A 20,378-nucleotide genomic window follows, 5' to 3' on the forward strand; every position below is an offset into this window, starting at 1 on the left:
TGTTGCCCTAAGAAACTGCCTGTGCAAAAACAAGGAGGGAATGCATATGACACAGCGATTCCGAAAAGTATTGTCCATTGCCGCATCAGCAGCCATGCTTTGCTCCATGCTGCTGTATCTGCCGGAGGATCACCGTCTGGGCAGCTGGCTGGCATCAGCGGAGGAAGTCTCCGCCGAACCGGAGGGAGAGGGCACAGCGGAGAGTCCCTATCAGATCAGCAATGCGGATCAGCTGTACTGGTTTGCAGAGCATGCGGACACATCCGCCCACGCAAAACTGACCGATGACATTGTGGTCAATGAAAATCTGGTGAATAGCGTTGGGAATCTCAACAGCGGGTCTTACCGAAGCTGGACACCCATCGGAAATTTAGAAGCAACACTTGGTTACACTTGTGCATTCAGTGGCACCTTTGACGGAGACGGTCATACTATTAGCGGCTTGTATGATGATGTAGGCAGGTCGTACGTCGGATTTGTCGGGGAACTATCGGGGAGCGGCACAGTCAAGAACCTTGGCATTGTGGATTCCTGGTTCAGGGGTTACGAACGCAATGGCGGTATATGCGGGGAAAATGCGGGAACGATCACACATTGTTATTTCAGCGGAACGATTAAAACGGAAGTTGGTAGTGCCGGCGGTATATGCGGCGAAAATTCCGGCACGATTACCAACAGCTATAACATGGGTCTGGTGAACGGAATAGCGGCTTCCGGAGGTATGGGCGGTGTATGCGGTGAAAATACCGGCACGATTACCAATAGCTATACTACCGGCACGGTAAACGCAACAGAATATAGGACTTGCGGCGGCGTGTGCGGTGAAAATACCGGCACGATTACCAATAGCTACAATACCGGTTCTGTTGTCGCCGGCACATACTGCACAGGAGATTCATGCGGTGGTGTATGTGGTCGAAATGAAGGAACAATCCGGAATGTGTTTAACTCGGGTACCCTGAGTCACGATTCAGATCGCGTGTATTTGGGTGGTTTGTGTGGAACAAATACTTCGGGTGCCACATTGGAGTATGGGTATAATATTGGCAAACTGAACGCAGAGGGAGCTGCTCTTCTTTTTTCTGGAGGCGTGTGTGTAACCCCACACGGCTCTATAAGTCACTGTTGGTACAACAGCGATGTTTTTGGCGGAAATGCCTTCGCTGCGGGAGAGGCAGACCGGGAAACCGTCGAAGGCAGGAACACTGCCGCATTCGTCAGCGGTGAGGTGGCATACCTGTTGGGGGAGGCCTGGGGACAGGATCTGGAAAACGGCCAGGAAAACCCCGCACTCGGGGGCGTGAAGGTTTATGAAAATAAGATCTACTCCAGATGCGACGCAGGGGACACGCCTACCCTGGTCTATAGCAATACGAAGGAAGCGGACGTGATTCCGGCACACACCTACGCATACGGTCGGTGCAAGGTGTGCGGTGCGTACAAAAACCAGGTGGGTGTCCATCTGGCTGGTCATTCCCTGACCCTGGACGGAGACATCGGCGTGCATTTCTATATGGAGCTGGACAGCAGGCTTCTTGCGAATGAACATGCGTACATGCGCTTCACCCTGCCCAATGGGCAGACACAGCAGATCCCCGTTTTGGATGCGAAAACCGATCAGGTGGATGAGGGTACTTATTATGTATTCACCTGCCGGGTGGCGGCAAAGGAGATGACCTCCGAGATCACTGCCCAGATATGTACCGATACTTTGCAGGGGCCGGTGTACAGCTTTACCGTGCAGGATTACGCCAAGTATATCTGCAACAATTCGGCGGAATATTCCACTGAAGCGGCGGCACTGGCGGAGGCCATGCTGCAATATGGTGCTTACGCAAAGGCATACTTTGAGGGTACGGCACTGGCACCCACCGCAGCCATGGAGGTTGTCACAGCGGATACCCTGTCGGAGCTGATGCCCGGTTCTTCCGGTACTCTGCCGGAAGGGATCACCTATTACGGCACTACACTGCTGCTGGAATCCAACACGGTGCTGCGGCACTATTTCCGGGTGGAGCCGGGGTTTGATGTGAGCCAGTATGCATTTACCGGCAGTAAGGGGAACTATTATTATATAGATACCGCCGGGATCTCGGTGAACAGGTTCCGGATTCCGGTAAGCGTGTCAGTGACTGAGCAAACAGGATTCCAGCAGTCGTCCGGATCGAAATGGTCTCTCAGCTACAGTCCTCTGTATTACCTGCGTTCCGTGCTGGGGGCTGAAAACACAGACCCGGAATTGAAGCATCTGGTGCAGGCTATGTATCTGTTCCATCGGGCAGCGCTGGATTATGAGATGTCCCTGGGCGAGATCACGCCGGAGCCCCCGGTTGCGGAAGCCGAGCTTTCATAATTTAAGACAACACCGCACAATCTCTGTGCAGTGTTGCTTTATGTATGTTTTGCACTACACAGTACAAAATTGCATTTTTCAGGGCGCTGTGGTATAATGCAAAAGTGAGAGTGAGCGTTCGGCTTGCTTGTGTCATATAGATGCAGGAGGAATCATATGAATGATCCTATTCCAACACACTTAAAAACGATTTTTCGAGTGAACGAACATGAAACAAACGCAACCAATTTGAGTGGAAGTATTGTCTGTGATTGCGGCTGCGAATATTTTACAATCTTGCACAATGAAAACCGCCAATATGATCCATCAATGAGTTATAGTGAACAAGATGGTCTAAAGGTTGTAGCTATATGTAATAACTGCCGTAAGAAACACCTGATATTTGATGAAGCAACACAAGGATACAATGGACTGGTATGCGGTGACTTGAAAACAGCACTGGACAGTGACCTTACAGATTATATTTGCCATAAGTGCGGTTCAACTATTTTTTCAATTTCTCTTAATATTGAAATAGAAGATAAGGAACAATTCATTGAAGAATGTGTGAATGAATATCCTGATAAGTTTTCTCCAGATGATTATGTTGACGCTTTTGACTGGATAGCCATAAATGTTTGTTGTAAAAAATGTTCCAAGGAGGTTGAATGGATTAGTTTGGAGCTTTCCTAAGACAACACCGCACAATCTCTGTGCAGTGTTGCTTTGCTTCTTGACAGCCCGTTAGAATTATGGTATAATGCAACAAATCCAGCAGGATAGAGTGGAGGGATTTTATGAAACTTCGCAGAAAGACTGCGGTTGTTATGGCTGCGGGAGCCGTTATGATGGCAAATGCTGCACCAGTTTTGACGGCGGCAGAGGTGAAAGAAATGCAAACGGGAGCACTTTCAGAGGAAACGGTTCAATTTTATTCATACTGGAAGGAAAAATATCTGGCGCAGGATCCCTATGTGACGGGAGATCCCCAGTATTATGTATTCTACGGGGAGAAAACCTACGCAGAAGCCGGCGCAGAGGTGGCGGTGACCGTTTCCGAAGCCCACGGCTATGGCATGCTCATTGCTGCGTCCATGGCGGAGCATGACGGCCAGGCGAAGGATATTTTCGACGGCATGTACCGTTATTACAAGGCGCATCCCAGCGGCATCGGCCCGAATCTGATGGCGTGGCAGCAGACGGACAACGGATCCGCCATTCAAAACAGCGCCGGTGCGGATTCCGCAACGGACGGGGATCTGGATATTGCCTATGCGCTGCTGATGGCGGATACGGTGTGGGGCAGTGACGGCGCCATCAACTACAAGCAGGCGGCGCTGGCTGTGATGAACGACATTATGACCTATGAGGTAAATCAGACCGACTGGGTGTTACAGCTGGGAGACTGGGCGCACAACACCAGGGAAGGGGATACCTACTACGCAGCCACCCGTTCCTCGGATTTTATCGTTCAGTACATGCCGGTGTTTGCGGAGGCTTCCGGGGATACGCGCTGGACAACCCTGTATGAGAGCACCTACCGGATCATCAACCAGATGGTGGACACCTACGGTACGGGCATTTTGCCGGATTTCATTGTCAAGGACAGCAACGGAAAATTTGTGCCGGCTTCAGCAAATTTGCTGGAAAGCGAGCATGACGGCAATTTTTATTACAATGCATGCCGGACGCCCTGGCGGATCAGCATGGATTATCTGGTGAATGGAAATGCGGATGCGCTGAAGTTCGCCAATGCCCTCAATGGATTTATTACCCGGAAAACCGGCGGCGATCCGGCGCAGATCATGGCAGGCTATACTCCGGCAGGGGAGGCGGTTTCCGACTGGAATGACCTTTGCTTTGATGCTCCCTTCCTGGTGGCAGCAGCCTGCGGCGGGTATGATACTTGGCATGACAGCCTCCGCAGTATGATCCTGGATTACGGGGAGGATGTGTACTTTGGCGACACCATCACCATGCTTTGTCTGATCGTAGACGACAACGCCTGGATCGTACCCGCTGGTGCTGACCAACCCGTTCGGGGGGATGTGAACCAGGATGGTGCATGCACAGTAGCAGATGTAATCGCATTGCAGAAATGGCTGCTGCACACGCCGGATGCTTCCCTCGCTGACTGGAAGGCAGGGGATCTGTGCCCGGATGGCAAGCTGAATGCAATGGATCTTTGCCTGTTAAAACGGGAACTTTTGAATCTTGCTTGATCATATGACAGAAACCAGCTCCATCGGATCCTCCGGTGGAGCTGGTTTTATGAAAGAAAGTATGAGAGATTGTCAGGTTATCGCTCCGGACAGGTTTTCTGGGGCATCAGCTTGGAGCTCCAGAGCTTCCGGATGCCGCACTTCCAGTACAGGATCATGCCGACCACAGCGCCCACCACAGCCTGTAAAATCTGATAGGGCAGCTTCAGCAGAGCGTATTCCGGTGTGCTGTAAATAAAGGCACGACCCAGGGAGTAGCCCACCACCATGATCACTGCACCGATGGTGACACCGATGCCGGATGCCAGTACCGGGTGCTTTTTCAGTATGTAGTGGGAGCATACGGAAATGACAATGGCTTGAAGCCCATGGGTTGCCAGCGAAACGAACATGGGAGTGGGGTAGAAGAACAGATCCCCCAGAAAGGCGCCTACGCCTCCCACCATGAATGCTGCCAGCGGATCCAGAAGCATGGCGGCAGTGCAGATGATGATGTCATTCATATACAGATGGCCTCCGGGAACGGGTACGCCAAAGGAACTCATCACCACGTTCAGCGCCATGAACAGGGCAGTTACACATAGCCATAAGGCGGTTCTCTTTTTTGTGGATGTTGCTTGCATTTGAAATTCCTCCTTGCAAATTTGATGTTACTAGTGTATAATGATTTCTGATGATATACAATAGTCAGAAACGGAGAAAATAATATAGCCAGATGAAATATGTGATTCAAAAAGAGAACCGACCGGTGTACTTACAGCTGTATAAGCTGATCCGGAACGATATCATAAACCAGGTGTACCCATACAACAGCCGACTGCCCTCCAAGCGGATGCTGGCGGAGGAACTGGGTATCAGCACCATTACCATTGAGCATGCATACGGACTGTTGTGCGATGAAGGGTATGCGGAGGCACGGGAACGGAGCGGCTATTTCGTGATCTTTCAGCCTTCGGATGGCTTTGCCGGATCCACTGCGGAGCCTGTACCAGTTTTCCATAAAAAACTGGATACATCTTCTTATCCGACCTTTTCTATATCCATATTGAGCAAAACCATGCGGAAGGTTCTGACAGATTACGGAGAAACGATTCTGGAGAAGTCACCCAACGCCGGAGGCATACAGCTACGCAGTGCCATCCGGCAGTATCTGGCACGGAATCGGGGCATTCAGGTGGAAATCGGGCAAATTGTCATTGGTTCCGGTGCAGAATATCTGTACCGTCTGATCGTGGAGCTGCTGGGCAGAAGCCGGGTATACGGTATCGAATCCCCCTCCTATGACAAGATCGAGCAGATCTACCGGGCGGCGGATGTGGACTATGAGCTGCTGCCCCTTTCTGCGGATGGCATTGACAGCGGCGCTCTGGCTGCCACCCGGGCGGATGTGCTGCATACCACGCCTTATCGGAGCTTTCCCACTGGCGTGACTGCCACCGCCTCTAAGCGGTATGAGTACATACGCTGGTCCGGATATGGGGAAAGATTCATTGTCGAGTCGGATTATGGCTCGGAGTTTTCTGTATCCTCCCAACCCATGGAAACCTTATTTGTGTTGTCCGATTTTGACAACGTGATTTATCTGAACACCTTTTCCCGAACCATCTCTCCCTCCATGCGAATCGGGTATATGGTGCTCCCAAAACAGCTTGTTAATCAGTTCCAGGATAGACTGGGTTTTTATTCCTGTACGGTGCCCACATTTGACCAGCTAGTTCTGACGGAGCTGATCAACAATGGGGACTTTGAACGGCATATCAACCGGGTAAGACGGGCAAAGCGCAGGGAGCTGGAGCATGAAACATGATCCCTGGTAATGCCTCATAGGCTTTGCGCCGGATCACCTGCATCCCGCTCTTAGATGCCATCACAGCGCCGTTCCCTTTTCGGAACAAAAAAGCGGCTCGTGTCCGTATGCTCCAGTTCCAGCAGCCGGATTTTCTTATGGATGCCCCCGGCGTATCCGGTCAGACTGCCGTTGGTTCCTACTACCCGGTGGCAGGGGATGAGAATGGAGATCTCATTGTGTCCCACAGCGCCGCCCACTGCCTGGGCGGACATGCGGGCTATTCCCTGTTGCCTTGCAAGCTGCTGAGCGATTTCGCCATAGGTCACGGTTTGCCCATAGGGAATTTGCAAAAGAATGCTCCAAACAGCCTGCCGGAAGGAGGAACCGATGGGATGCAGGGGCGGCATGAAATCGGGTTCTTTGCCGGTGAAGTAAATATCCAGCCAGCGTTTGGTTTCCGAAAGGATTGGTGTTTCCTGCCGGATATGTTTCTGGGGCAAATTGTTGGCAAAATATTTTTCGCCCTCAAACCACAGACCGGTCAGTCCTGTTTCGTCCGCTGCCAGCAAAATGTCGCCCAGTGGTGAATCATATGGTTGAATAAAAGTCATTGTTTCCCTCCAAAAGGTCGGAATTCTTTTTCTGCATGGGCTATGCGCCTTTATTTTTTGGCTTGTAATCCCGCAGTTCCGGGATAGCACCGCCTGCTGCTGCCCATAAATATAAGCTTGCGACACTGCAATAGGGCGTGAATCGGCGACGGTATTTTTCAAACAGCTTCCGGTCAATGTTTCTGTGGTGATAAACCATGCGCAATCCGCGCTGGATTGCCAGGTCATCGAAGCTGAAAATATCAGGGCGCTGCATGCAAAACAGCAGGATCATCTCCGCCGTCCAGACGCCAATGCCCTTGAGGGTACACAGCGCCCGGATTGCGTCCGCATCCGTCATGTGCCACACAGCCTCCAGGTTGCAGGCACCGCTGCAAACTTTTTGAGCAAAATCCGTGATATACTCTGCCTTGCGGAACGTCATGCCCAAGGATTGCAGCTTTGGAGCACCGGCAGAGAGAATGGTTTCCGCATTCACCTTGCCCAGCGCTTCCTGCATCCGCAGCCAGATGGTCGCCTGGGCCTTTGTGGAGATCTGCTGTCCAATTATGTGGTGGATCACAGAGGAGAACAGATCCGTATCGACCTCCCGATCAATATGCCCGATCCGGTCAATGACCTCGCAAAGCCGCCGATCCTTTTGCCGCAGGTAGGAAATCTCTCTTTCACCGTATGCAAAATACATGTGATGCACCTCCCGTTGATTCTGTGTAAGGTTATAGTATCATTTATTGCGTACATTCCCGAAACCGCAAGTATTCCAGAAATTTTTGAACAGCGGGTGTAATATGCTTTCGATCCTTCATTGCCAGTCCAATGCACCGATAATACGGTTCCTGCATAGAACGGACTTCAATTTTGTAGGGGATTCGCTGTAGGATCATATCCGGTAGGACGCTGATGCCAAGTCCTTTCTCCACCATCGCCATGATGGCAAAGTCCTCCCAGGTTGTAAAGCGGATGTCCGGCTGGATATGATAACTCTCCAGTAAATCGGAAACCTCGGTCTTTCCGCTGTGTTCCAGCAGGAGAAAGGGCAGACCATTCAAATCTTCTGCCCGGATGGTTTCCTTTTCTGCGAGTGTGTGTCCTGCCGGCAGAACAACTTTATATTCGTCTTGTTTCAGCAAAACCGTATTGAATTTTGAATGGGTGGGAAGCCGCAAGAAGCCGCAGTCCACCCGGCCTTCTTGAATCCATCTTTCCACCTCGTCATAATCGCCCAGCAGTATTTCGTATTCGATACCGGGAAAGTCTTTTTGCAGCCTGGCAAAAATATTAGGCAGCCAGTTGATGGACACACTGGAAAAAGTCCCGATGCGGACAACACCGGTCTCTATCCCATTCATCCGGCAGATTTGACCTTCCAGCTCGCAATAGTCGTTCAGAAGATTCCGTAAAAACGGCATGACCTGTTTTCCGGCGGAGGTCAGGCATACACTGTTTTTGCCACGCTCCAGCAAAGTCATGCCCCATTCTTTTTCCAGATCGGCAACCATTTTACTGATGGAAGACTGGACATAATCAAGTTCGTGGGCAGCACGGGTAAAACTTCCTTTTTCTACAGTCTTGACAAAAGCAAGGTATTTCAGCAGAGGGTTCTCCATATCATCTATCCCATTTCCCGATTTATAGTATCGATAATATTCGCTTTGTATATTGTACCGCATCCTGTATAATATTTCAAGAACCTTTTGGGAGGAAAGAGGATGAAGTTGAGAGAAGTTGAGAACTACAGATGTGGATATGCTGTACGGCAAGTTGTTAAAGAAGCTGCTGCTCTTTACGCTGCCGATTGCACTGAGCAGCATTGTGCAGCAGTTATTTAATGCAGCAGATACAGCCGTTGTCGGGCATTTCAGCAATGCCAATGCCCTGGCCGCAGTGGGGACGAATACAGAAACCATTGCGCTGATCGTTACGGTTTCCTCCGGCCTGTCCATCGGGGTGAATGTCCTGATCGCCAATCTGATCGGGTGCAAGGAGTCGCAGCATATCCCGATGGCTGTCCAGACGGCGGTGCTTCTGTCGATCCTGTTCTGGCTCGCAGGATTGTTTTTCGGACAGGCAGTTGCAGCGCCGCTGCTGCGTCTGATCCGGACGCCGGAGCACATTTTCCATTCTGCCAAGCTTTATTTGCGTATTTATCTGCTGGGATACCCCTTTTTACTGCTTTACGACTTTGGTTCTGCCATTCTGCGGGCACGGGGAGACAGTCGCTATCCCTTTCTGGCTCTTGTGGTGTCCGGTGCTGCCAATATAGGATTGAATCTGTTTTTTGTGATCGTGTTTCATATGGGGGTATCCGGCGTTGCTTTGGCGACGGACGTTTCCAATGGTCTTTCGGCATTCCTTGTGCTGATTCGTTTGAAAAAAGATGGACAGTTCCACTTGCGTTTCCAGAAGTCGCATGGTTTACTTCACTTTATAGGTGAAATTTTAAAAACGGGGATTCCGTTGGCTGTGCAGGGGGCAGTATTCTGTCTGGCAAACATTTTTGTGCAGGCATCGGTGAACCGCTTTGGGGCAACGGCGATTGCCGGAAGCACCATCGCTATGAATTTTGAATACGTTACTTACTACATTATCACGGCGTTTGGTCAGACGGCGACCACCTTTACCAGCCAGAACTATGCAGCGAAACAATATGCACGGTGCAGAACCATTCTTTGGTGCAGCCTGCTGCTGTCCGCCGTTTGCAGTTCTATTCCGATTTTCTCCATAGTCCTGTTCCGTAACACTGTTTCCGGTTTCTTTTCAACGGATGCGGCAGTAATCGAAACTGCCGGGATACGGATCCTGTGTATTTTGCTGTTTGAGCCAATTTGTAATCTGTACGAAATTCCGGCAGGTGTCCTGCGCGGCAGTGGACATGCCATCTGCCCGGCTGTCAGCACGATGATCGGTACCTGTGCATTTCGTACCCTCTGGATCTGCACAGCGTTCCGGGCGTATCCATCGCTTCCGATGCTGTACCACGCATTTCCGCTTTCGTGGGTTGCAACAATTCTGCTGGTCAATATGGGTGGTGCGATCATTGCTTATCTGGGAAAGAGAAAAAGAGCAAATTGGATAGGTGATAAATAAGCCAAGCAGTACTCCTCGTCATATGAAGAAATATCATAATGAAAGAACAGGCAGAACGCCATGATAGAGGTTCTGCCTGTTATTTTTCATAGCCCGCTGTATAGGTCTTTCATAACAGTTCTTGGGGAATTTCTTTATGCGTATCTGCCTATCATCCAGGGGTGTTTGTTTATCCAAGCTCCAGCATCCGGTCGATGCACGCACGAGCTTTACAGAGGGTCTCCTTGTCCAGATGGATCTCCTCCCCGCCGCCCTGTAACGCCTGGTATACATCCGGCAGACTGGTCAGCTTCATATTGGGGCAGATCAGATTCTTGGACAGGGGGTAGAACCGCTTGTCCGGACACTGATAGGACAGATGCTCCACGATGCTGACCTCCGTGCCGATGATGAAGGAGGATTCTGCCGACTGGGCTGCATGCTGCATGATGGCGGAGGTGGAGCCGATAAAGTCCGCCTGCTCCAGCACCTCCGGTATGCATTCCGGATGCACCAGTACGGCTGCACCCGGATGCTCCCTGCGGGCACGCTGCACATCCGCTGCATTCACCCTGGCGTGAATGGGACAGCCGCCGCTGAGCAGCTTGAATTCCTTGTCCGGCACCTGCTTTGCCACATAGTCTCCCAGGTTGCAGTCCGGGATAAAGAGGATGCGCTTGTCCGGCAGCTTCCGGCAGATATCCACCGCCGAGGAGGAGGTGACGCACACATCGCAGAGGGTTTTCAGCTCCGCTGTGGTGTTGATGTATGCCACTACGGTGTAATCCGGATACCGTTCCTTGACCTGCCGGATCAGTGCCTTGTCCATCTGCTCCGCCATGGGACATCCCGCCGCTCCGTTGGCAAGCAGCACCTGCTTTTTCGGGGACAGGATCTTTACCGTTTCCGCCATAAACCGGACGCCGCACAGCAGCATTCTGGACTGGGGGGCGCTTGCTGCTTTCAGGCTTAGCTGAAAGGAATCTCCGGTAAAGTCGGCGATCTCTAAAATCTCCCGTGCCTGGTAGCTGTGGGCAAGAATGCATACGTCCTGTTCCTGTTTGAGCCGCAGGATCTCCTCCTGCATCTGGTGTATTGTCAATGTTCTTCACTCCCGTGCCCGGTTGGGCTGAATCCTATCATTCTAATAGGTTTACTATATTATAGCAGAGCGTCGTGGAATTGTCAAGGTATGCGCATTCAGTATGTGAGACGTCCAGTGAAAACATGCAGCAGAATGGATCCGGAAAATTTTTTTCAAAAGGGATTGACAAGGCGGAACCACCGTGCTATAATATACCCATAAAGCAGGTATGTTTATATGGTTTATGAGAAAAAGCCTGCACAAATCTGAAAGGGAGTATCTATTATGAAAGTGTATGAGCAAATCACAGATCTGATCGGTTCCACCCCCCTGGTAAAGCTGAAGAATTATTCCGCCAACCGGAAGCTGGAGGCTACCGTGTTGGCAAAGGTGGAATTCTTCAACCCCGCAGGCAGCGTCAAGGACAGAATTGCCAAGGCCATGCTGGATGACGCAGAGGCAAAGGGACTGCTGAAACCGGATTCCGTCATCATCGAGCCTACCAGCGGCAATACGGGCATCGGGCTTGCCTCCGTGGCAGCCTCCAGAGGCTACAAGACCATTCTTACCATGCCGGAAACCATGAGCGTGGAGCGCCGGAACCTGCTGAAGGCATACGGGGCACAGCTGGTGCTGACGGATGGGGCAAAGGGCATGAAGGGCGCCATTGAAAAGGCGCAGGAACTGGCTGCCCAGACACCCAACAGCTTTATTCCCAGTCAGTTTACCAATCCGGCAAATCCGGCAGCCCATCTTGCCACAACCGGCCCAGAGATCTGGAATGACACCGACGGGAAAGTGGATATTTTTGTAGCCGGCGTTGGCACCGGTGGCACCCTCAGCGGCGTGGGCGCTTACCTGAAGTCCCAGAACCCCGATGTAAAGGTGGTTGCGGTGGAGCCGGCAGGTTCTCCGGTGCTGTCCAAGGGCACAGCAGGCCCCCACAAGATCCAGGGCATCGGCGCAGGCTTCGTGCCGGAGACGCTGAACACCAAGATCTACGATGAGATCATCCCCGTGGAGAATGAGGACGCATTTGCCACTGGCAGAGCCATTGCCCATGAGGACGGCATTCTGGTGGGCATTTCCTCCGGCGCAGCGGTATTTGCCGCTACCCAGCTGGCACAGCGGCCGGAAAACAAGGGCAAGGTGATCGTTGCCCTGCTGCCGGATACCGGTGAGCGGTATCTGTCTACACCCATGTTTGCAGATTAATGATTCCCAGTTACTACGCACAGCAGCGGATCCTGCCGGAGAATGCTCCGGTCGGTCCGCTGTTTTTGTGTATAAGTGCCATTTATTTCGGATATGACTTGCTTTTCCCCGGCGAGCGTGGTATAATTTATAAGATAGGCGGAGTGCGCCCTTTTGAGGGTGGATGCTCCGACACTGACCGATGGGAGGAACGACATGCTCAGGAGTATGACAGGCTACGGCAGGGCGCAGCAGATCCTGGACGGAAAGGAGATCCTGGTGGAGATCCGGGCGGTGAATCACCGGTATTTTGAATTCTCGTCCCGGGTGCCCCGTGCATATATGTATCTGGACGAAAAGCTCAAGTCCCTGCTGCAGGGCAGGGTCGCCCGAGGCAAGACGGAGGTCTGCGTGACCATCAACCGGATCGACGGCAGCGATGCCAAAATCCAGGTGAACATGGGCACCGCTCAGGGCTATTTGCAGGCGCTGCGGGATGCAAACGAAACATTGCATCTGCAGGATGATCTGAAGCTGACGGATCTGATCCGGTTCCCGGAGATTTTTATTGTACAGAAGGCAGTAGAGAATGAGGAAGCGGTCTGGGAGGAAATCAGGCAGGTGGCATCCGCCGCTCTGGATCGCTTTGTTACCATGCGGGAAGCAGAGGGCGCACGACTGAAAGCGGACATCAAGAGCAAGCTGGACGCCATCAGCGGCATGGTAGCTGTAGTGGAGGAAGCCTCCCCCCGGATGACGGAGCAATACCGGAACCGGCTGTATGCCAAGCTGGAGGAGCTGCTGGGCAGCAATGGCTTTGACCAGCAGCGCATTCTGACGGAGGCTGCGGTCTTTTCCGAAAAGGTTGCAGTGGACGAGGAAACTGTCCGGCTCCGCAGTCATATCCAGCAGTTCCATGCCTTGCTGGAGGATGAGGAGCCTGTTGGCAGAAAGCTGGACTTTCTGATCCAGGAAATGAACCGGGAGGTCAATACCATCGGTTCCAAGGCGCAGGAGCTGACCATCACCCAGACGGTGGTGAATCTGAAATCCGAGATCGAGAAGATCCGGGAACAGATCCAGAATATTGAATAGACAGGAGCGGATACAATGCAGCTGATCAACATCGGCTTTGGCAACATGGTTTCCAGCGCACGGCTGATCGCCATTGTCAGCCCGGAGTCCGCCCCCATCAAGCGGATCGTACAGGATGCCCGGGAGCAGGGCAGGCTGATCGATGCCACCTACGGCAGAAGAACCCGGGCGGTGATCGTCATGGACAGCGACCATGTGATCCTGTCCGCTGTGCAGCCGGAAACCGTTGCGGCACGGCTCAATGATAATGAGGAGGAACAGGCACAGGATGAAGAATAAGGGACTGCTGCTGGTAGTGTCCGCACCTTCGGGATGCGGCAAGGGTACCATTCTCGGGGAAATCCTGAAGGATGACAGCTTCTACTACTCCATTTCCGCCACCACACGGGCACCCCGTGAGGGAGAGCAGGACGGAGTGAACTACCATTTCATCACAAAAGAAGAATTTGAACAGCGTATCGCCCAGGGAGGCATGCTGGAATACGCCCAGTACTGCGGTAACTACTACGGCACACCGAAAAAAGAGGTGGAGCAGATGCGGGATGCCGGCAGGGACGTGATCCTGGAGATCGAGGTAGAGGGCGCTATGAAGGTGCGGGCCCTTTGTCCGGATGCGGTGTTCCTGTTCATTGCGCCCCCCTCGGTGGAGGAACTGCGCCGCCGGCTCAACAAGCGGGGTACGGAGGCAGCGGAAGTGATCGAGGAACGGGTGTCACAGGCAGCCCGGGAGCTTTCCTATGCAGACCGGTACGATTATATCATTGTCAACGGGGAACTGGAAAAAGCCATCCAGGACTTCCGCACGGTGGTACGGGCAGAAAAACTGAGAACGAAAAACGGAAACAAGATAGATGAGGTGTTGAATCATGCTTAGACCGGCAATTTCACAGATTATTACCAAAAACGAAAGCGCATACTCCCTGGTGATCGGGGTTGCGAAGCGTGCAAGAGCCATTGCAGACGAACTGTACGAGCAGGGCATGACCCTGGAGGAAAAGCCCGTCAAGACCGCAGTGGAGGAGATCGCCAGCGGCAAGTACAAGATCGTAGAGCCGGAGTCCCTGGAGGAATAGGGCGTGGAACAGCCCTTGGTGCAGGCGGCTGCGGTTGCGGTCAGCGGCACCGCCTTTTCCTTTGACCGGCTGTTTGACTATCTGGTTCCTGCTTACCTGGAACAGTCCGCACAGCCGGGCTGCCGGGTGCTGGTGCCCTTCGGCAGAGGCAACCGGAAGCGGATCGGCATGATCCTGGTGCGGCATGAGATTCCGGCAGATCCCAAGCTCAAGCCCCTGCTGGCTGTGCCGGATCCGGAGCCGGTGCTGAACGGGGAAATGCTGGAGCTTTCCGACTGGCTGCACGAGCAGACCTTCTGTACCTATTATGACGCAGTCCGGTGTCTGCTGCCCTCCGGCATGAACCTGCGGGTGGAGGAGCATTTCTCCCTGTCCGATCAGGTGCCGGATGTGCCCCTGACGGAGGAGGAAGCGCATCTGCTCCGGTTCCTGCGGATGGCAAAATCCCGGCGGGAGCTGGATGCCATGCTGGATGTGTCCGTCAATCCGGATAAGCAGGAGCTGATCCACAGTCTTTTGCAAAAGGGCTGTATTCAGCAAACCGATCGGCTAGCCCAGGCGGTGGGGGATAAGTACATCCAGATGATCCGCCTGTCGGACGCATACCTTACAGGGCAGAACCGGCATCAGCCCACCCCCAAGCAGCGGCAGGTGCTGGCACTGCTGGAGGAAAACGGCCCGGTTGCCGTCCGGGAGGCATGCTATCTGTGCGGTGTGACTCCGGCAGTGGTGAAGACCCTGCTGAAGCATGGACTGGTGGAGCAGTACGATATGGAGCAGCTCCGTCCGGTGCAAAGTGGATCGGAGCAGCGGCGGGATCCGTCCCAGATCCGGCTCAGTGACCAGCAACAAAAGGTGTATGATACGGTGGCAGCCCAGATCCACAGCAGGATCCCCAAGGTATTCCTGCTGCATGGGGTCACCGGCAGTGGCAAGACCTCTGTGTTTGAAGCCCTCATTGCCCACACCCTGTCCCTGGGGCGGCAGGCTATGCTACTGATCCCGGAGATAGCTTTGACGCCCCAGATCGTGTCCCGGTTCCAGCAGTTGTTCGGGGATGGGGTGGCAGTGATCCACAGCAATCTGTCCCTGGGGCAGCGGATGGACGAATACAAGCGGATCCGTCGGGGGGAGGCACGGATCGTGATCGGTACCCGGAGCGCCGTATTCGCCCCTTTGTCGGATATGGGGCTGATTATCCTGGATGAGGAAGGGGAGCGCTCCTACAAATCCGACAATGCCCCCCGGTATCATGCAGCGGATGTGGCAAAGCATCGGTGCAGAACCCATGGGGCATCCGTGTTGCTGGCGTCCGCCACCCCTTCCCTGGAAAGCTACTATTACGCCCAGCGGGGGCTGTATCAGCTGCTGGAAATGCCGGAGCGATACGGCAATGCAGTGCTGCCCACGGTGGACATTGTGGACATGAACCAGGAACGGGCACAGGGCAACGGCAGTGAATTCAGCAATCTGCTCACCCAGCAGTTACAGCAGAATCTGGCTGCCGGGGAGCAGAGCCTGCTGTTGCTGAATCGGCGTGGGTATCACACCATCATTGCATGCTGCGACTGCAATACTCCGGTGGAATGCCCCAATTGCAGCGTGCCTCTGACCTATCACCGGGCAAACGACAGCCTTATGTGTCACTACTGCGGCTATTGCGCCCCTCCGGTGCAGGAATGTCCCAACTGCAAAAGTACCCATCTGAAGCAGATGGGCTTTGGCACCCAGAAGCTGGAGGAAGCCCTGGGGGAGATCGTGCCCGGTGCCCGGATCCTGCGGATGGATGCGGACACCACCTTTTCCCGGATGGCATACGAGGAGAAATTCCGTGCCTTCGGCAGGGGGGAGTACGATATCATGGTGGGCACCCAGATGATCGGCAAGGGACTGGATTTCCCCAACGTGACTCTGGTCGGGGTGCTGTCCATTGACAAGGCACTGTTTGCCGGGGATTTCCGCAGCTATGAGCGTACCTTCTCCCTCATCACCCAGGTGGTGGGCAGAGGCGGGCGGGGCGGCAAGCAGGGGAGAGCCATTCTGCAAAGCTTTCTGCCGGATCATTATGTATTGAATCTGGCGGCAAAGCAGGATTACGGGGCATTCTACCGGGAGGAGATCGCCCTGCGGAAGGCGTTGATGTTTCCGCCCATCTGTGATATCTGCGTGATTGGTCTGTCCTCCGAGTTGGAAAAGCAGGTGCAGCTTGCGGCGGATACCATGCTCCGGATGATGCGGGACAAGATCGCCGCCGAACATATTTCCATGCCCCTGCGGGTGCTGGGGCCTGTCCGGTGTACCTATGGAAAGCTGAACGGCAAATACCGGTACCGGATCATTTTAAAATGCAAGAACAACGCCGCATTCCGGCAGTTCATCCGGCAGCTGCTGTGCAGCACCGGCTCTTATAAGGAATTTGCCCGTGTCCGGGTATTCGCCGATATGAACGGAGACATCGGCGTATAAGGAAGGAGAACGTAATGGCTATTCGCAACATTGTAACAAGTGAGGATCCGATTTTAAGCAAGCCCTGCCGCACGGTGGAGGAATTTGACGACAAGCTGGGACAGCTGATCGATGATATGTTCGAGACCCTGGAAAAGGCAAAGGGTCTGGGACTGGCTGCGCCCCAGGTGGGCATCCTCAAGCGTGTATTCGTAATGGACGTGGGAGACGGCAGGGTAGAGGCTGTGAACCCGGTGATCCTGAAGGAAAGCGGCAAGCAGCGGGACGTGGAGGGCTGTCTGTCCTGCCCCAACCAGTGGGGATATGTAACAAGACCCAACAAGTGCAGGCTCCGTGCCTATGACCGGCATGGGAAGGAATTTACCATGGATCTGAAGGAGCTGGGGTGCCGGTGTGCATGCCACGAAACGGATCATCTGGACGGATTGTTGTTTACCCGTCTGGTGGATGAATTCGTACAGATGGAAGACGCATAAATCAGAACGTGACAGGAGGAACCGGAATGAGGGACAAGCTGAATATTGTGTTTATGGGAACGCCGGATTTTTCCGTGCCCTGCCTGCATGCTCTGGCAAAAAGCGGACACCGGGTACAGGCGGTATTCACCCAGCCGGACAAGCCCAAGGGGCGGGGCTATAAGCTGATTCCCACCCCGGTGAAGGCAGCTGCCCAGGCGTACGGCATTCCCGTGTACCAACCCCTGTCCCTGCGGAAGGGGGAGGATGCGGCACGGGCGCTGGAGACGTTACAGGCACTGCAACCGGATCTGATCGTGGTGGTGGCTTACGGGCAGATCCTGCCGGTGGAGGTGCTGGAGCTTCCGGCGTTTGGCTGTGTGAATATCCATGCATCTCTGCTTCCGAAATATCGGGGAGCCGCCCCCATTCAGTGGTGTATCCTCAACGGAGAAACGGAAACCGGCGTTACCTCCATGCAGATGGCGCAGGGGCTGGATACGGGGGACATGCTGCTGGCGGAATCCCTGTCCATCGGGGAGGAGGAAACCAGCGGTCAGCTCCATGACCGGCTGTCGGAGCTTGGGGCAAAGGTGCTGCTGGAAACAGTAGCAGGCATCTGTCAGGGAACTCTGACGCCGGTGCCCCAGGATGACGCTTTGTCCTGCTACGCTTCCATGATCCGCAAGGATATGAGCCGGATCGATTTTACAAAGTCTGCCCGGGAGATTCACAATCTGATCCGGGGTATTACCGGTTTTGCATTTCTTGGGGGCAAGCGGCATAAACTATTACGGTCAGCCTTGTCCGAGCGGACAGTAGATCCGGCGCTGGCAGGCACCATTGTAGACGCCAAAGATCTGACCATCGCATGCGGAGACGGACATTGCATCCGGATCCTGGAGCTGCAGGCCGAGGGGGGCAAGCGGCTGAAGACAGAGGATTTTTTGCGGGGGAATTCCATCGAAAATGGGATGAAATTCGAAACGGAGGTTCTTTGATATGCCCTTTATGTATTATGGATACGGCTTTGTGCTGATTGGTTTTCTCATTGCGCTGCTTGCACAGTGGAATGTGAAATCCACTTATAGTAAGTATAAGAAGATCCACAATTCCCGGGGGATCACCGGGGCTATGGCTGCCCGGCAGATCCTGGATCAGAACGGATTGTATCACGTCCGCATCGAATCGGTCAGCGGCGAACTGACGGATCATTTTGACCCTCGAACCAATGTGGTGCGCCTGTCGGATGGGGTGTATAACAACACCTCCGTTGCAGCGGTGGGGGTTGCCGCCCATGAGGTGGGACATGCCATCCAGTATGCCCAGGAGTATGCACCCATGCGACTCCGTGCTGCCATCATTCCTGCCACCCAGATCGGCTCTACCCTGTCCTATCCTCTGGTGGTGCTGGGTGTGATTTTTCAGGCACTTCCATTGATAGATCTGGGTATCCTGCTGTTCTCTCTGGTGGTACTGTTCCAACTGGTGACTCTGCCGGTGGAATTCAACGCAAGCCGCCGTGCCCTGAACACCCTGGGATCCAGTCATATTCTGGACAGCAATGAGGTATCACAGTCCGGCAAGGTGCTGACTGCGGCGGCGCTGACTTATGTGGCAGCCCTGGCAACCGCACTGCTGAACCTGCTGCGTTTGATCGCCATCCGGGGGAATCGTGACTGATGGGCGCTGAACTTGTATTCTGCGTTCGGCTTCTGGACAAGACCTTCGGAGCACAGGGCTATTCCAACATTGCCCTGGATCGGGCACTGCGGGATTCGGATCTGAACCCCCAGCAGAAAAGCCGGGTGTCTGCCCTGTATTACGGAGTGATCGAGCGGCTGCCGGAGTTAGACTATGTGCTGTCCCGGTACAGCAAAAAGCCCCCGGAAAAGCTAGATCCCACCGTGCGGAATCTGCTGCGCTGCGGTGTTTATCAGTTGGCGCATATGCGGATCCCGGACAATGCGGCAGTGAATGAGTGTGTAAACGCATGCAAAAAGCTTCGGTATACCAGCGCATCCGGCTTTGTAAATGCGGTGCTCCGGGGCTTTGTCCGGGACGGAAAGCAGATTCCGGTGCCAAAGGATCCTGCGCTCCGTCGTCAGGTGCAGTACTGTGCGCCGGATTGGCTCATAAAACAGCTTTCCTCTGAATACGGGGAATCGGTGATGGACGCTCTGCTGACGGATGCACTGGGGCGTCCCCCGGTGACCCTGCGGCGGAACCCTCTGGCAGGGGATGCGTCTGCCTTCCTCCGTGCCATGGGGGAGATCTCTGTGGAGAAGCATCCTCTTCTGCCGGACTGCTACAGGGTGCAGGGGGGCGATGTGACCCGGACGGATGCCTTTGCCCAGGGCATGTTTCATGTGCAGGATCTGGCATCCCAGCTATGCTGTCTGGCGCTGGATCCCCAGCTTGGTGATACGGTGCTGGATCTTTGCGCAGCACCTGGAGGAAAGAGTTTTACCCTGGCGGAGTTGATGGAGGATCGGGGGCAGCTGTATGCCTTTGATCTGCATACCAACCGGGTGAAGCTGATCGCCCAGGGGGCACAACGGCTGCATTTGCAGTGCGTGCATGCCCGGACGGGGGATGCATCCCTACATAACCCGGAGCTGCCCCAGGCGGATCGGGTGCTGTGCGATGTGCCCTGTTCCGGGCTTGGGGTGATCCGTCGAAAGCCGGAGATCAAGTATAAGGATCCGGCGGCCTTTACCGGACTTCCTCCGGTGCAGGCGAAGATTCTGGAAAACGCTGCTCACTATGTAAAGCCAGGTGGGTATCTGGTGTATTCCACCTGTACCCTGTCCCGGGCGGAGAACGATGGGGTGGTGGACGGATTTTTGCAGCAGCATCCGGAATTTGAGGGAGTCTCCTTTCTGGAAACACTGGGGGAGCCCTTTGGCAATTGGAAGGTGACGCTGCATCCGGGCTGCCTTGGCAGTGACGGGTTTTTCATGGCAAAGCTGAAGCGAGCGAGGTGATACA

Annotated in this window: 20 protein-coding genes; 15 read left to right on the forward strand and 5 right to left on the reverse strand. The window is 53.9% G+C overall.

Translation table 11 applies throughout. The features are described from left to right. Window positions 1–46: 46 nt before the first annotated feature. The 3 genes from RUM_RS03970 (at window position 47) to RUM_RS03980 (ending at window position 4,554) form a co-directional block, all read left to right on the forward strand. The gene (locus RUM_RS03970) at window positions 47–2,353 is read left to right on the forward strand and encodes a hypothetical protein (RefSeq protein ID WP_015557913.1); all 2,307 of its coding nucleotides are present in this window, start codon (window positions 47–49) and stop codon (window positions 2,351–2,353) included. A gap of 156 nt (window positions 2,354–2,509) precedes the next feature. Beyond that, window positions 2,510–3,025, forward strand: coding sequence for a hypothetical protein (locus RUM_RS03975; protein WP_015557914.1), 516 nt, complete (start codon window positions 2,510–2,512; stop codon window positions 3,023–3,025). Window positions 3,026–3,129: 104 nt separating this feature from the next. Then, window positions 3,130–4,554 carry a glycosyl hydrolase family 8 gene (locus tag RUM_RS03980; protein WP_015557915.1) on the forward strand — a complete coding sequence of 475 codons (1,425 nt, stop codon included), beginning with the start codon at window positions 3,130–3,132 and terminating at the stop codon, window positions 4,552–4,554. 77 nt (window positions 4,555–4,631) lie between these two features. Here RUM_RS03980 and RUM_RS03985 read toward each other — a convergent pair whose 3' ends face one another. Then, complete coding sequence (locus RUM_RS03985) at window positions 4,632–5,177, reverse strand: ECF transporter S component (protein WP_015557916.1); 546 nt, start codon at window positions 5,175–5,177, stop codon at window positions 4,632–4,634. Window positions 5,178–5,269: 92 nt separating this feature from the next. On the opposite strand from RUM_RS03985, the gene pdxR reads away from it, so the two are divergent. After that, window positions 5,270–6,361: a MocR-like pyridoxine biosynthesis transcription factor PdxR gene (gene pdxR / locus RUM_RS03990; RefSeq protein ID WP_015557917.1), complete on the forward strand. Its 1,092-nt coding sequence runs from the start codon at window positions 5,270–5,272 to the stop codon at window positions 6,359–6,361. Window positions 6,362–6,411: 50 nt separating this feature from the next. Here pdxR and RUM_RS03995 read toward each other — a convergent pair whose 3' ends face one another. From RUM_RS03995 to RUM_RS04005, 3 genes are read right to left on the reverse strand one after another with little or no spacing between them, the layout of a single operon-like run. Next, window positions 6,412–6,954 (reverse strand): methylated-DNA--[protein]-cysteine S-methyltransferase, encoded by a 543-nt coding sequence (locus RUM_RS03995; RefSeq protein WP_015557918.1) that lies wholly within the window; start codon window positions 6,952–6,954, stop codon window positions 6,412–6,414. A gap of 40 nt (window positions 6,955–6,994) precedes the next feature. Next, a complete protein-coding gene (locus RUM_RS04000) occupies window positions 6,995–7,639 on the reverse strand; it encodes a DNA-3-methyladenine glycosylase family protein (RefSeq protein ID WP_015557919.1) in 645 nt (214 codons plus the stop codon). Window positions 7,640–7,682: 43 nt separating this feature from the next. After that, entirely contained in the window at window positions 7,683–8,561 is an 879-nt protein-coding gene (locus RUM_RS04005) for a LysR family transcriptional regulator (RefSeq protein ID WP_015557920.1), read from the reverse strand. A 118-nt stretch (window positions 8,562–8,679) separates the two neighbouring features. On the opposite strand from RUM_RS04005, the gene RUM_RS04010 reads away from it, so the two are divergent. Next, on the forward strand, window positions 8,680–10,041 hold the full coding sequence (locus RUM_RS04010) for an MATE family efflux transporter (RefSeq protein ID WP_147645556.1): 1,362 nt from the start codon (window positions 8,680–8,682) through the stop codon (window positions 10,039–10,041). Window positions 10,042–10,210: 169 nt separating this feature from the next. Here RUM_RS04010 and nadA read toward each other — a convergent pair whose 3' ends face one another. Further along, on the reverse strand, window positions 10,211–11,122 hold the full coding sequence (gene nadA, locus RUM_RS04015; RefSeq protein ID WP_172618253.1) for a quinolinate synthase NadA: 912 nt from the start codon (window positions 11,120–11,122) through the stop codon (window positions 10,211–10,213). Between the two features lie 267 nt (window positions 11,123–11,389). Here nadA and cysK point away from each other — a divergent pair, with 267 nt between their 5' ends. The 10 genes from cysK to rsmB all read left to right on the forward strand — a co-directional run bounded on the left by cysK (window position 11,390) and on the right by rsmB (window position 20,374). Beyond that, window positions 11,390–12,319: a cysteine synthase A gene (gene cysK, locus RUM_RS04020; RefSeq protein ID WP_015557921.1), complete on the forward strand. Its 930-nt coding sequence runs from the start codon at window positions 11,390–11,392 to the stop codon at window positions 12,317–12,319. A 195-nt stretch (window positions 12,320–12,514) separates the two neighbouring features. After that, a complete protein-coding gene (locus tag RUM_RS04025; protein ID WP_041326256.1) occupies window positions 12,515–13,393 on the forward strand; it encodes a YicC/YloC family endoribonuclease in 879 nt (292 codons plus the stop codon). 15 nt (window positions 13,394–13,408) lie between these two features. Then, window positions 13,409–13,672, forward strand: coding sequence for an extracellular matrix/biofilm regulator RemA (gene remA / locus RUM_RS04030; protein WP_015557923.1), 264 nt, complete (start codon window positions 13,409–13,411; stop codon window positions 13,670–13,672). After that, complete coding sequence (gene gmk, locus RUM_RS04035) at window positions 13,662–14,267, forward strand: guanylate kinase (protein ID WP_015557924.1); 606 nt, start codon at window positions 13,662–13,664, stop codon at window positions 14,265–14,267. The genes remA and gmk overlap by 11 nt, the downstream gene beginning before the upstream one ends. Continuing rightward, a complete protein-coding gene (rpoZ, locus tag RUM_RS04040) occupies window positions 14,260–14,466 on the forward strand; it encodes a DNA-directed RNA polymerase subunit omega (RefSeq protein WP_015557925.1) in 207 nt (68 codons plus the stop codon). The genes gmk and rpoZ overlap by 8 nt, the downstream gene beginning before the upstream one ends. Window positions 14,467–14,469: 3 nt before the next feature. Beyond that, window positions 14,470–16,932 carry a replication restart helicase PriA gene (gene priA / locus RUM_RS04045; RefSeq protein ID WP_041326257.1) on the forward strand — a complete coding sequence of 821 codons (2,463 nt, stop codon included), beginning with the start codon at window positions 14,470–14,472 and terminating at the stop codon, window positions 16,930–16,932. Between the two features lie 14 nt (window positions 16,933–16,946). Further along, complete coding sequence (gene def / locus RUM_RS04050; RefSeq protein ID WP_015557926.1) at window positions 16,947–17,408, forward strand: peptide deformylase; 462 nt, start codon at window positions 16,947–16,949, stop codon at window positions 17,406–17,408. A gap of 26 nt (window positions 17,409–17,434) precedes the next feature. Continuing rightward, entirely contained in the window at window positions 17,435–18,388 is a 954-nt protein-coding gene (fmt, locus tag RUM_RS04055) for a methionyl-tRNA formyltransferase (RefSeq protein WP_015557927.1), read from the forward strand. 1 nt (window position 18,389) lies between these two features. Further along, complete coding sequence (locus RUM_RS04060; protein ID WP_015557928.1) at window positions 18,390–19,070, forward strand: zinc metallopeptidase; 681 nt, start codon at window positions 18,390–18,392, stop codon at window positions 19,068–19,070. Further along, entirely contained in the window at window positions 19,070–20,374 is a 1,305-nt protein-coding gene (rsmB, locus tag RUM_RS04065) for a 16S rRNA (cytosine(967)-C(5))-methyltransferase RsmB (RefSeq protein WP_015557929.1), read from the forward strand. Before RUM_RS04060 ends, rsmB begins: the two co-directional genes overlap by 1 nt. The last annotated feature ends 4 nt before the right edge of the window (window positions 20,375–20,378 follow it).

It is taken from the genome of Ruminococcus champanellensis 18P13 = JCM 17042 (assembly GCF_000210095.1).
GTDB classification, from domain to species: domain Bacteria; phylum Bacillota; class Clostridia; order Oscillospirales; family Ruminococcaceae; genus Ruminococcus_F; species Ruminococcus_F champanellensis.

Bases quoted from the DNA above. Each gene is read 5' to 3' on its own strand.
- RUM_RS03970 (WP_015557913.1), top strand. From the start codon at position 47: ATGACACAGCGATTCCGAAAAGTATTGTCCATTGCCGCATCAGCAGCC.
- cysK (WP_015557921.1), top strand. From the start codon at position 11,390: ATGAAAGTGTATGAGCAAATCACAGATCTGATCGGTTCCACCCCCCTG.
- remA (WP_015557923.1), top strand. From the start codon at position 13,409: ATGCAGCTGATCAACATCGGCTTTGGCAACATGGTTTCCAGCGCACGG.
- RUM_RS03985 (WP_015557916.1), bottom strand. From the start codon at position 5,177: ATGCAAGCAACATCCACAAAAAAGAGAACCGCCTTATGGCTATGTGTA.
- RUM_RS03995 (WP_015557918.1), bottom strand. From the start codon at position 6,954: ATGACTTTTATTCAACCATATGATTCACCACTGGGCGACATTTTGCTG.
- RUM_RS04025 (WP_041326256.1), top strand. From the start codon at position 12,515: ATGCTCAGGAGTATGACAGGCTACGGCAGGGCGCAGCAGATCCTGGAC.
- RUM_RS04060 (WP_015557928.1), top strand. From the start codon at position 18,390: ATGCCCTTTATGTATTATGGATACGGCTTTGTGCTGATTGGTTTTCTC.
- RUM_RS03980 (WP_015557915.1), top strand. From the start codon at position 3,130: ATGAAACTTCGCAGAAAGACTGCGGTTGTTATGGCTGCGGGAGCCGTT.
- pdxR (WP_015557917.1), top strand. From the start codon at position 5,270: ATGAAATATGTGATTCAAAAAGAGAACCGACCGGTGTACTTACAGCTG.
- rsmB (WP_015557929.1), top strand. From the start codon at position 19,070: ATGGGCGCTGAACTTGTATTCTGCGTTCGGCTTCTGGACAAGACCTTC.
- fmt (WP_015557927.1), top strand. From the start codon at position 17,435: ATGAGGGACAAGCTGAATATTGTGTTTATGGGAACGCCGGATTTTTCC.
- def (WP_015557926.1), top strand. From the start codon at position 16,947: ATGGCTATTCGCAACATTGTAACAAGTGAGGATCCGATTTTAAGCAAG.
- RUM_RS03975 (WP_015557914.1), top strand. From the start codon at position 2,510: ATGAATGATCCTATTCCAACACACTTAAAAACGATTTTTCGAGTGAAC.
- RUM_RS04000 (WP_015557919.1), bottom strand. From the start codon at position 7,639: ATGTATTTTGCATACGGTGAAAGAGAGATTTCCTACCTGCGGCAAAAG.
- rpoZ (WP_015557925.1), top strand. From the start codon at position 14,260: ATGCTTAGACCGGCAATTTCACAGATTATTACCAAAAACGAAAGCGCA.
- RUM_RS04005 (WP_015557920.1), bottom strand. From the start codon at position 8,561: ATGGAGAACCCTCTGCTGAAATACCTTGCTTTTGTCAAGACTGTAGAA.
- gmk (WP_015557924.1), top strand. From the start codon at position 13,662: ATGAAGAATAAGGGACTGCTGCTGGTAGTGTCCGCACCTTCGGGATGC.